6 protein-coding genes are annotated in these 11,993 nt (G+C 69.2%); 1 reads left to right on the forward strand and 5 read right to left on the reverse strand.

Going from position 1 to position 11,993, the window contains the following annotated elements; all coding sequences use genetic code 11:
• Positions 1-21: 21 nt before the first annotated feature.
• The 5 genes from ACZ6CZ_RS07975 to araB all read right to left on the reverse strand — a co-directional run bounded on the left by ACZ6CZ_RS07975 (position 22) and on the right by araB (position 9,676).
• On the reverse strand, positions 22-966 hold the full coding sequence (locus ACZ6CZ_RS07975; protein WP_469016337.1) for a TauD/TfdA family dioxygenase: 945 nt from the start codon (positions 964-966) through the stop codon (positions 22-24).
• Complete coding sequence (locus tag ACZ6CZ_RS07980; protein ID WP_469016339.1) at positions 963-2,921, reverse strand: RiPP maturation radical SAM C-methyltransferase; 1,959 nt, start codon at positions 2,919-2,921, stop codon at positions 963-965. Before ACZ6CZ_RS07980 ends, ACZ6CZ_RS07975 begins: the two co-directional genes overlap by 4 nt.
• 757 nt (positions 2,922-3,678) lie before the next feature.
• Positions 3,679-5,304: a sensor histidine kinase gene (locus ACZ6CZ_RS07985; protein WP_469016341.1), complete on the reverse strand. Its 1,626-nt coding sequence runs from the start codon at positions 5,302-5,304 to the stop codon at positions 3,679-3,681.
• Positions 5,305-6,330: 1,026 nt separating this feature from the next.
• Positions 6,331-7,842, reverse strand: coding sequence for an L-arabinose isomerase (gene araA, locus ACZ6CZ_RS07990; protein ID WP_469016343.1), 1,512 nt, complete (start codon positions 7,840-7,842; stop codon positions 6,331-6,333).
• A gap of 133 nt (positions 7,843-7,975) precedes the next feature.
• Positions 7,976-9,676 carry a ribulokinase gene (araB, locus tag ACZ6CZ_RS07995; protein ID WP_469016346.1) on the reverse strand — a complete coding sequence of 567 codons (1,701 nt, stop codon included), beginning with the start codon at positions 9,674-9,676 and terminating at the stop codon, positions 7,976-7,978.
• A 925-nt stretch (positions 9,677-10,601) separates the two neighbouring features.
• On the opposite strand from araB, the gene araD reads away from it, so the two are divergent.
• A complete protein-coding gene (gene araD / locus ACZ6CZ_RS08000; RefSeq protein WP_469016348.1) occupies positions 10,602-11,342 on the forward strand; it encodes an L-ribulose-5-phosphate 4-epimerase AraD in 741 nt (246 codons plus the stop codon).
• Positions 11,343-11,993 lie beyond the last annotated feature (651 nt).

An 11,993-nucleotide genomic window follows, 5' to 3' on the forward strand; every position in this document is an offset into this window, starting at 1 on the left:
CGAGGGTCTTCCGTCCTGGGGCTAGCGGTCGGGTGTGTACGGCTCCGCCATGGCGACCGCGATCCGGCGGGGCCCCGTGAACGGCTCGCGGCCGTGCGAGACCAGCATGTTGTCGATCACCAGGACGTCGTCCGCACGGTAGTCGAAGCGGGTCGCCGCGGCCCGGTAGCAGGCCCGCAGATGAGCCATGACGTCGTCCGGAATCGATCCGCCGTCACCGTAGTAGGTCTGGCTCGGGAGGTTCTCCTCGCCCAGCATCTCCAGCAGCCCGAGCCGGACCGACTCCGGCAGCGTGGTGACGTGGAAGACCGTCGCATGGTTGAACCACACCGCCTCGCCGGTCACCGGATGCCGGTGCACGACCTCCCGTACCGCCCGGGTGCGCAGCCCGCCGCCGGGCAGCCACTGTGCCTCGATGTCCCGCTCCCGGCAGTGACGCTCGACCTCCGCGCGGTCCTCGGTGGCGAAAGCCTCCTGCCACGGCAGGCCGACCAGGTCGCCGTAGTTGCGTACGACCATCCAGCCGCGCCGGGCGAACTCCCGGCGCACCTCGTCGTCGACGGCGGCCAGCACCCGCCGGGTGTCGGCCAGCGGGGTGGCGCCCCGGGCCGACGGCGGGCGCACGCAGTGGAAGTACAGGGTCAGCGGCCAACTCGCCTGGTAGGAGTTCTCGTTGTGCAGGAAGATCTCTTCGCCGGGCGGGTAGTCGGTGGACGTGTAGACGTGCCCCTTGATCACGCTGCGGGGGGAGGACCGCTCGGTGTACGGCAGCGGCTCGCCGGAGAGCGTGCGGACGATGTCGGCGAATCCGTCGGCGCCTCCGACGTCGAAGCCGCGCAGCAACAGCGCGCCGCGCTCGCGCAGCGCGGCCCGCAGTTCCTCCCGCCGGGTGCGCAGCCGTTCCACGGCGGACCCGCCGTGCCTCTCGACGACCAGCGGGAGCATGGGGGTGGTCCCGGCCGTCATCGCGGCGCCCTCGACGACAGCGGCAGCAGCCGCCGGGCGCCGGCCGTGGCGGGTTCGTCGCTGGCGGGTTCCTCTGCCTCGCCGTCCGCTCCGGTCAGCACCAGGCTCATCACCCGGCCGTCCTCCGCGAAGAGGAACCGCTGTCCGGTGAGCGCGTCGAGGCGGTGCCTCAGGTCGTCCGGCCCCTCGGGCCAGTCCCGGGCCAGCCGCTCGGGCGTGGCCGGCGAGGACAGCCGGCGCAGCAGCCGGCCGGTCGCCGCGTCGACCCGGTGCGTACGGAGAGCGCCGGAACGGGAGTCCCGGACCGTGAGGCTGCCGTCGTCCCCGGCGGTCAGCCGCAACTCGCGACGGAGCGTTGCGTCCTCCCCGTACCGGGCCGCACGCCACTGGGTGACCAGCTCGCTCAGCTCGTCGTGCCACTCGACCGCGTCGAGCATGTACGGCGCCAGGTTCTGGTCCGCGAAGAAGTAAGCGAGATCGGACAGCGCCGACGTGTCGAAGGGATACGTCAGGGAGTAGTAGTCCACGGGCTTCAGGACGAGTCCGTACTCGTCACTCCGCTTGAAGTAGGGACTGAAGCGGTCGAAGCGCACCATGTACACGCCGTGCGGCGGGACCAGGTGCACGAAGTCGCGCAGTTCCTCGGCGTACTTGCGGTAGACCGCGGGGTCCTCGCCGGGGAAGCCGATCAGGAGGTTCCACTCGGGCTTGATCCCGAACTCCTCGCAGTTCTTGAGGAACTGCAGGTTCTGGAACGCGGTCGTGCCCTTGCCCATCAGTGTGAGCGTCGAGGTGGACAGCGCCTCGATGCCGGGCTGGACGACGGTGACGCCGGCGTCCGTCATGGCGCGCAGGTCCTGGCGGCTCAGTGGGAGCTTGACCTCGTAGAAGATCTCGGTCCCGGGCGGGGGGTCGAGCCGGGGGAAGACTTCGCGCGCGTAGTTGCGCGGCATGACGTTGTCCGTGCAGAAGAGCGAGGTGTACGTGGGTGCGAAGCCGAATAGCCACTCGAACTGCTGGACGGCCAGATCCGGAGCCATGGACCGAAAGGTCATGCTTTCACCGTTCAGTCCGCAGAAGGTGCAGTGCGAACGCTGTCCCCACCAGCAGCCGCGGGACGTTTCGAAGAACAGTATGGGTTCACTGGTGCCCGTGCGCCGAAGTTCCGGATGGTTCTCCAGTGCCTCGAAGAAACTGTCGTAGTCGGGCAGGAAGAAGTCATCGATATCGCGTTCCGCGCCGATGGACCTGCGGAAGCGCGGGTCGCGGCAGTTCCGCTCGGAGAGGATTCCCGGAATGTTGTCGGCGCGCTCCGGGTCCTCGTCGAGGACGCACCGCAGGAAGTCGCCGAAGGTGTTCAGCGCCGGCCCGGAGAAGACGAAGTCGACGGCCGGTACGTGCTCGGCGATCACCGCGCCCATGGGCGCTTCACAGTTCGCCCCGCCGAGCACGACGAGCGTCCGCGGGCTGCGTTCCTTGATCAGCCGCGCCAGCGCGATACTCGGCACATGCTGGGCGAACATCGAACTGAACCCCACGATGTCGGCCTCGTCCAGCCGGTGGCGGTCGATCAGTTCCTCGCAGAAGTCCAGCAGTCCGTCCCGCGCCGACAGGATCTGTCCACGGAAGTCGGCCCACCGGGCACCCCGGTAGTAGCGCTGGAAGTACTCGGCGGTGGTGTCGGCCTCGTCGGGAAAGGCGATGTGCCGGAACAGCCAGTCCCCGATTCCCGTGTCCACGTGATCGTGGCTCACGGAAAGGGCCTCGTACAGACGTGTCCCGAAGAACTCGGCCATATCCTGGTTGAGATAACGCACGTGCGCTCGTGCCCGGTCGCCGAATTCCCGGTGAACGAGAGTCGACAACTGTCCCAGGGCGAATGACGGACGATTCCAGTCGGCGAAGGGCATGTTTATCAGAGCGACATGCAGCAACTGCGGCCTCCCCGTAATCATTCATTCCGAGTCTAGTGCGCCACGGCTTGAATCGGCAGGGATGTTCAGGCCAACGGACATTCTGTCGGGCGGGGGGCGAGGGCCGAGGAAATCGCGTTCTCCTCCCACTGCCGTACCGGTCGTTCGCCGTGGTCGGACGTGTGTTCGCTGACGATGCGCGGGTGTGACGGCCGGTGCTCCACTGCGAGGCGACACGGTCGGGGAGGGGAGAGAATCCGGCCACACGTGGCAAGCGCCCGTGGGACACCCGGGAGGGAACGGGCAGGAGGGCTGCGGGGGACGGCGAGCTGTCGAGATCGTCGCGCGGATCCCTCGCGATCAGTCTGCGCCACTCGGCTGACCAGATCACGGCGAGGTGGTACAGGAAGAGGATGCCGAGCCTACGGAGGCGGTTCTGTGCTCGCGGGTTGCGGTAACCGCCGTCGTACGGCCGCCCTTGCTGGTTCGTGTACTGCCGTTCTCGCCACGTCTGACGCCCACAGCCGCAGGTCCTCCGCGGCCCTGTGAACGCCCAGCTCCTCGGCGAGTCCGGGGAGCAGTGCCTTGGGCACCGGCACATCGTAGGGCTTGCTGCGAATCCGACTCACCGACGGCGCCTGGCCCATACGGCCGTGGAGCATGCCCTGACCACCCGGACGCCGTCCTCCGTGCCCGTGTGACGTGTCATTCGTCTCTGCGGGCATCGTTCGGCGGCTACCGGGTGGCGCTGGTGCAGTGATCGAGGCTGACAGGTTCGCTGGGCGTCCAGAACACCACGTCAGGCCCCAGGCATGCCGTCCGTAGCCGGCTGCGGACGTAGGACGACGTCCACGGGCAGCATGACCAGCGCGGTCGTGCCACCGGAGTCGGACGGGCGGAGCTGGATGCGGATGCCTTGCCGCTGGGACAGCCGGCCGACCACGAAGAGGCCCATGCGGCGCGAGACGGAGACGTCCACGGTGGGCGGCGAGGCAAGGCGCTTGTTGATCTCGAGAAGGTCCTGGGGGAGGACACCGAGGCCGGTGTCGTGGATCTCGATCAGGACGCGGCCGTCGGGCAGCGCGTGACCGGTGACCTTGACCTCGGTATGGGGGGCGGAGAACGAGGTGGCGTTCTCGAGCAGTTCGGCGAGCAGGTGGACGAGGTCGTTGACGACGCGGCCGGCGATCTCGGTGGCCGGCACGGAGGCCAGCTCGATGCGCTCGTACTGCTCCACCTCGGAGGCTGCGGCACGCAGCACCTGCACCAGCGGAACCGGGCGGGTCCAGCGGCGGTCGGGCTCTTCACCGGCGAGCACGAGGAGGTTTTCGCCGTGACGGCGCATGCGTGTGGCGAGGTGGTCGAGCTTGAACAGCGAGGACAGCTGGTCCGGGTCGGCCTCGCGGGACTCCAGCTCGGAGATGAGCGACAGCTGGCGCTGGATGAGGTTCTGGGAGCGGCGCGAGAGGTTGGTGAACATGGCGTTGACGTTGCCCCGCAACAGGGCCTGCTCACCGGCCAACCGGGCGGACTCGCGCAACAAGGAGTCGATCACGGAGGCCAGCTGCGCAGTCTCCGTACTGGGATAACTGCCCACCGAGGGGATGGACAGGTCAATGGAATCCTGGGAGTCCCATTCACTCAGCTGCCTCACCAGCTCAGGGATGTGCACTTGGGCTGCCAGCGAAGTCTGCTCGCGAAGCCTTGCGAGATCGGCAGACGACGTCCGCTTCCACCACCGCGTCTTCGCCTGACCGGACTCAGTCTCCGCGGAAGCAGGCTGTTGCCCGACCGCTACGTCTTCCTCCGCGAGCACGTCTTCGAGAGCCTGCTCGGCTACGGTCAGGGCCCGGGTCACCTCCTTTTCGAGCTGCAAGCTGATGACGCGGTCGCGGCTGGCCAGTCTCAGTTCCATCAGGTGCTCTTGGAGGAGTTCGTCCAACAGGTTGCGCTCGACCAGGGCCATGTCCCGCTCGCGCCGAGACGCCTCCGCATCACGAAGGCCGCCGGCCGCCACCATCTCCAACTCGTGCAGACCGGACGTCAGCTCCTGACGGCGACGCTGCTCGCCGGCGATCTGCTCCTGCAGTTCGACGACGGTCTGCTCGGCAGCCACCAGCCGGGACCGTGCCTCGTCCAGTTCGTCACGCAGCACATACACCTCCTGGCGCTGCGGCTCGTGCACCAGACAAGCGGCGAGGTACTCGGCGCGCACGGCTGCCATCACCTCAGGCTTGAGGTGCGCTCCCGTCCGCTTGTCGATCGCGTCATCGAGATTCTTCAGGAAAGTGATCTCGGGAAGCCGCTGCCCGTTGAGGTAGCGGGAGAGCGTGGTGGCGTCGATGCCGAGCAGGTTCTCCAGAGCTAGCAGGGTCAGCCCCAGGCTCTTGTAGAACTCACGCAGCCGTTGCGCCCAGACCGTCATCTCCGGACTCAGTGTCGGATCCAGGGCGCTTAACGGGCGCCCACGCCGTGCTTCTTGCATCCCTCGCAACAACTCCTCGCCGGTCCGGATTTTGACAGCCATTGTTGCTGGGCAGCAGCAAGAACCACCAAGTGGATCTTGTCTCTGGCGCATCAATGTTCTGATTGTGACGCTTCTCCCGCACGCCGTGGGCGCGTGCGCGAATCCAGAGGAGCGAGATGTACAGCGTGGGACAAATCATTGGCCTGGGAACGGCGGCACTGCAGCTGGCCACAGCAGCGTTCGGGGCCCGTGCGGCATGGAGGGCACACCGCCGTCGCCGGGAAGCCGACGATTCCGACCACAGCAGCTGACCCTGCTCAGCACAGGCGGGTGTGACTTCGTGGTGTGCGGTGTGAGATGAGAAGAGCCGGTGCCCGGGTATCCGCCGTCGGCGATGGGTGCCCGTGCCGGGCTGGCCAGCGATTCAGTACGACGGGCCGGTTGGTGATGGTCGGGATGCTGCTGCCCACCCGTCTGATGCTCCGTGCCCGGCGGGTGGACGCCATCGGAACGAAGGGGTTGACGGCGTGAGAGAGCCCGTTGCTCAGGCGGTTGGCTCCCGACGCCCCCAGGGCTGGCAGAACGGTCCTCGAATCAGACGGGGGCCGTCTCGCCGCGGCAGGCCCTGCGGGCTGCCCCGGGGAGACATCGAGGACCTGGCCGCTCCCCTTGCTTGGATCATGCCGGGCCGACGGGCCCTCCGCCGCGGCTTGCCGCCTTGTCGTCGGTTGCCATGGCTTCGCCATGGCGCCCTCCTCGGTCCTGTACCGCAGGACACTGGCCGTGACGCAGCGGCCGTAGGGGAGGCGTCACCCTGTTACACCTGCGGACCGAGGGGGGCAGCTGGGCTATCTCCGCCTTCCAGTGGCCCCGCACCCAGCCCCACTGGCATCCGTGGCCGCGCACCGCGGATGGGTGAGGTGCTGACCCACGTCGTACGGGCTCTGAGACGGCGCGGCGGGGGAGTCGCGGTGACTCGGGTGGTCAGATACCGACTGCCAGGCGGTGGTAGGCCTGGTTCCATCGCAGCTCACGCCGGAACTGCCGGGCGGTGGTCGTCGCGTCGATGAGGGCGAGTTCCACCTTCAGCATCTCGGCGAGGTCGTCGAGGTGCTCCGGGCTGAGCGCCGTGCTCAGGACGGTGTGGTGGGGGCCCCCGGCCGTGAGCCAGGACTCCGTGGAGGTCCTGAGATCCGGGCGGGGCCGCCAGACGGCGCGGGCCACCGGCAGCGCGGGCAGCGGGTGGGGCGGCGGCACCACGTCGATCTCGTTGGCCACCAGCCGGAAGCGGTCACCGAGGTCGCTCAGGCCGACCACGACGGCCGGTCCCGGTGCCGCGTCGAACACCAGCCGGACGGGGTCCTCGCGGCCGCCGATGCCCAGCGGGTGGATCTCGCAGCCTGGGGTGTCGGCGGCGATCGACGGGCACACCTCCAGCATGTGGGCGCCGAGGATGAGTTCGTTGCCGGGGGTCAGGTCGTAGGTGTAGTCCTCCATGAACGAGGTGCCGCCGGGAAGGCCGTCGGCGGCGACCTTGAGGGCGCGCAGCAGGACGGCGGTCTTCCAGTCGCCCTCGCCGCCGAAGCCGTGGCCCTGCGCCATCAGACGCTGCACAGCCAGGCCGGGCAGCTGGCGCAGGCCGCCGAGGTCCTCGAAGTTGGTGGTGAACGCGCGGAAGCCGCCTTCGGTGAGGAAGGTGCGCAGACCGGCCTCGATCCGCGCCGCGTAGCGCAGGGAGTCGTGGCGCTCGCCGCCAACGCGCAGCTCGGGTGCCAGCCGGTACTGCTCCTCGTACTCCTTGACCAGATCCGTGACGTCGCTGTCGTCGGCCGAATCGACCACCTCGACCAGGTCGTTGACGCCGTAGGTGTTGACGGAGACGCCGAAGCGGAGCTGCGCCTCGACCTTGTCGCCCTCGGTGACGGCGACGTCGCGCATGTTGTCTCCGAAGCGGGCGACCTTGAGGGTGGCCAGCTCGGCGCGGGCGGACGCGGCACGCGCCCAGGTCACGACGCGGTCGACCGTCGCGGGGTCGGTGACGTGACCGGCCACCGTCTTGCGCGGCACGCCGACGCGGCCCTGGATGTGCCCGAACTCCCGGTCGCCGTGCGCCGCCTGGTTGAGGTTCATGAAGTCCATGTCGATGGTGTCCCAGGGCAGGGCCACGTTCGACTGGGTGTGCAGGTGCAGCAGCGGCTTGCGCAGGGCGTCCAGGCCGGCGATCCACATCTTCGCCGGTGAGAAGGTGTGCATCCAGGCGATGAGTCCCACACACCGGTCGTCGCCGTTGGCGTCCAGGCAGACGCGCCGGATCGCGTCGGCGCCGGTCAGCACGGGCTTCCACACGACACGGACGGGCAGGCCGTTCGCGGCGGCCAGCGTTGCGGCTATCCGCTCGGACTGCTCCGCCACCTGCCGTAGCGTGTCCTCCCCGTACAGCCCTTGGCTGCCGGTGAGGAACCAGACTTCACGGACGAGGGCATGGGGGCTGGACACGTGAGCTCCTGTGATGAAGAGATGACGGTGATTCGGGGCCGGCCGCGGCGGACGCGGTCGGCGGGGAGGGACCCGCCACCGGCCAGGGGTGCCTGGCGGCGGGCCGGTCCACGGACCGGATCGACGGCGGACGTCAGCCGGCGCCGAGTGCGGCGTTGCGCAGGGCGCGCAGCCGGTGCATCAGGTCGCCGGACCCGAAGTGGTCGTGCAGCAGCCGGTACTCCGCGAACAGCGCGTCGTAGGCGTCGGCGCGTGCCGGGTCGGGCACGTACACCTCACGCTCCAGGCGGCCCATGGCGGCGGTCGCGGTACGCACGTCGGGGTGCGCCCCGGCGGCGACGGCGGCGTGGATGGCCGAGCCGAGCGCGGGCCCTTGCTTGGACGCAGCCAGGGACACCGGGCGGCGCAGGACGTCCGCGTAGATCTGCATGAGCAGCTCGTTCTTGGCGAGCCCGCCGGCGACGACGAACTCGGTCACCGGCACCCCGCCCTCCTCCAGGGCCTCGACGATGACGCGGGTGCCGTAGGCGGTGGCCTCCAGCATGGCGCGGTAGACGTCCTCGGGGCGGGTGGCGAGGGTGAGGCCGACCACGACGCCGGAGAGGTGGTGGTCGACGAGGACGGAGCGGTTGCCGCCCAGCCAGTCCAGGGCGATCAGGCCGTGGCCGCCGACGGGCTGGTGCGCCGCCTTGCGGGTGAGCAGCGCGTGCAGGTCCTCGCCCCGTTCGGCGGCTTCGTCGTAGTACTCCCGCGGCACGCCCTGGCGCAGCACCCAGGCGAAGATGTCGCCGACCGCGCTCTGCCCGGCCTCGTAGCCGTACGCGCCCTCGACGATGCCGCCGTGGACGACGCCGCACATGCCGGGGACCTCGGCGAGCACGGAGGCGTTGATGACGTGACACGTGGATGTGCCCATGATGGCGAGCAGCCGGCCGTTTTCCACGGCCTGGGCCGCGGCCGCGGTGACGTGGGCGTCGACGTTGCCGGCGGCGACGGCGATGCCGGGGCGCAGTCCGGTCCAGGCGGCGGCCTGGTCGCTGAGCGAGCCCACCCGGGAGCCGAGCGGGGACAGCGGGAACTCCAGCCGGGTGCGGACGAAATCGGCGAACCCCGGGTTCAGCGCGGCCAGGTAGGCGTCGTCGGGGTAACTGCCGTCCTGGTGGATGCCCTTGTAGCCGGCGGTGCAGGTGTTGCGGGACTCGGCGCCGGTGAGCTGCCAGACGATCCAGTCGGCCGCCTCGATCCAGCGGGCGCAGGCGTCGTAGACCTCGGGGTCCTCCTCCAGCACCTGCAGCGCCTTCGCGAACTGCCACTCGGCGGAGATCTTGCCGCCGTACCGGCCGATCCACTTCTCGCCCCGCGCGTGCGCGAGGTCGTTGATGCGGTCGGCCTGCCCCTGGGCGGCGTGGTGCTTCCACAGCTTGGGCCAGGCGTGCGGGCGGCCGGCAAGGGTTGTCTCGGCCAGCGGTGTGCCGTCGGCCAGCGTGGGCAGGACCGTGCAGGCGGTGAAGTCGGTGGCGATGGCGATGATGTCGTCGGGATCCACACCGGACGTCGCGACGGCTTCGGGCACGGCCCGGCGCAGCACCTCCCGCCAGTCATCTGGGTGCTGCAGGGCCCAGTCCGGCGGCAGTGGGGCTCCGGTGCCGGGGAGGCGTTCATCGATCACGGCGTGCGCGTACTCGTGGACGGCGGAGGCGAGTTCCTGGCCGTCGCGTACCCGCACGACCACCGCGCGCCCCGACAGGGTGCCGAAGTCGACGCCCACGGTGTACCGCTCGCGGACGTCGGAAGAGGGGGCCGGGGAGTTCGCGGGGGGCGAGGGGGAGGTCACCGGAATGCCTTTCGAGGAGCCGTACGGCTGCGGACGGCTCCGTGTCGGGGCAGGTCCGCGGCCGACGGGTGCGGGCGGTCGTGCTTTGGCAGTGTGAGCGCTAACAAAGTCGAAAAGCAAGAGGCCTGAGTCTCTGATCTCAGTGCGTGTCGCGCAGGCCAGGGTGTCGGTCGGGGTGACGACGCTCCGCCGGCCCGCACTCACTGGTGCGGGTCATGGCGCAGGTCAGGATCAGCAGGGTCGTCGATGTAGGCCGGATCGTCGATGAATCACGGAGACATGATGCATGCCAGGGGAGCTGGAGCGTCGCTTGTTAGCGCACACAAATCCGTGGCGTTCCGGGGAGCGTCGTGCTTGTCGTTCCCAGATATGTAACTTGGCCAAGGAGCTTCAGACGCTCTGGCTCGGCTCGCGAGACTGGACGTCCGTACCGCACTTACGGCGGCGTGGCGCCGAGGCCCCAGCGCCTGCCCGTGGTCTCAGGGGCGCAGGGCCGCCTCACTGTTCGCCAGGCGTTTTCCCGCGCTCGCCCCCGTGTCCGCCATGGTGGGCGCCCTGGAGACATCTGGGAGCTGGGTCAAACCTCTCCCCCGTCCTCGTTCGATGTGGGACCCGCTCGCAAGGTACCGCCTCGTTGCTACGGGCCGGGACGGGATCTGATCGACGAGCGGCCGTGAACGGAATCCCCTCGACGCATTGGTGTGTGCGCTCACATCGTGAGAGGCGGTTTGAGGGGTTCTGGTCCTCAATTATTGAGCCAGTCCCTGAGGAAGCGCTATGTTAGCGCACACAATCTTGAGGGTGCCCATCGGACGGCCGTGGCCAGGACCGGGTGGTCGCTCCCCTCAGCCCAGTCGTGCGCGGTCGCGGCTGCCGCGGGACCTGCTCCCGCCGGCCGCCGCCGCTGACGGAAAGACGGTGAGACATGGTGAGCGAGTCCCCCTCCTTCAGGGATCTCCGCCGGGAGGTTCTGGCGGCCAACCTGCGGATACCGAAGGCCGGGCTGGCAACCCTCACCTGGGGGAACGTGAGCGGCGTCGATCGCGACGCCGGCGTGTTCGTCATCAAGCCGTCCGGTGTGTCGTACGCGGACCTCACCGCGGACGACCTGGTCGTGGTCGGGCTGGAGGACGGCCGCGTCGTCGAGGGGCACTTCAAGCCCTCCACCGACACCGAGACTCACCGCTGCCTCTACCGCGCCTTCCCCAACATCGGAGGAGTCACCCACACCCATTCGACACACGCGGTGGCCTTCGCGCAGGCCCGCCGCTCGATCCCCGTCCTCGGCACCACGCACGCGGACACCTTCAACGGTCCGATCCCGGTGACGGAGGACCTCACGGCGGAACAGTGCGCACGGGACTACGAGTACAACACCGGGCAGGTGATCGTCGCCCTCCTCGAAGGTGACCCGCGCCGGGCGGAGGAGGTGCCCGGCGCGCTCGTCTCACGGCACGGTCCCTTCACCTGGGGGGCCACCGCGACCGCCTCGCTCGAGAACGCGGTCATCTGCGAGGCGGTCGCCGAGATGGCCCTGCACACCCTGGCCCTGCGGGCGCCCATGGACCCGCCTGTCCCGCCGCAACACCTGCTCGACAGGCACTTCACGCGCAAGCACGGCCCGGACGCCTACTACGGCAACCCGTCGCCCGCTGTCGCCCGCTGAGCGGACGACAGCGCACACCGACAGCGCACACCGACGGCGCACTCCGACGGCGCGTGCCATCCCCGTCGCCGGACCAACGGGCGGGAAAGCACGTGCCGGAATGCATGGGCGGAGGCGAGCTGCGTGATCCCGCTGCACAACCGGCGGGCGGTACCCGTGCGTGGCAATGCCACGTCGCGGTCCCGTATCGACGCTCCAATGCCGCGGTTCTTCCGGTTCTGCCGATGCGATGCGTCGACGGTGCAGAGACTGCTTCCGCCTGTTCGTCCTGCCCTTCGCATGCAACAGGCTCACCCTCCGTCCGTGTACCGCCCCTGGATAACCACGCGGTGATGGGGCACTGCCGGCGCCGCGTTCCCCCGCAGAGCCCGGGCCAACCCGGGTGCCGGACGTTCCCGTCCTCGCGGTTACCGTTCCCTGGGCGCGCGGGCCCGTGGTGGAACAGATTCGCGCTGCGCGGCCCTTGAGGTGGCGCGGCGGGTTGTGTCAGTGTCATCTCGGCGTTCCATCGGTGCACCGCCTGGGACACCCGACTACACACCTGACCCCTACAGTTGATTGTGAGCGCTCACTATCTCGTGAGTGATCGCCTTCTTCTTCAGGAGTGCTTCATGTGACCTGTGGACCAACTTTGCCCCAGTTCTCTCATCC

Source organism: Streptomyces sp. NPDC041135 (assembly GCF_055592085.1).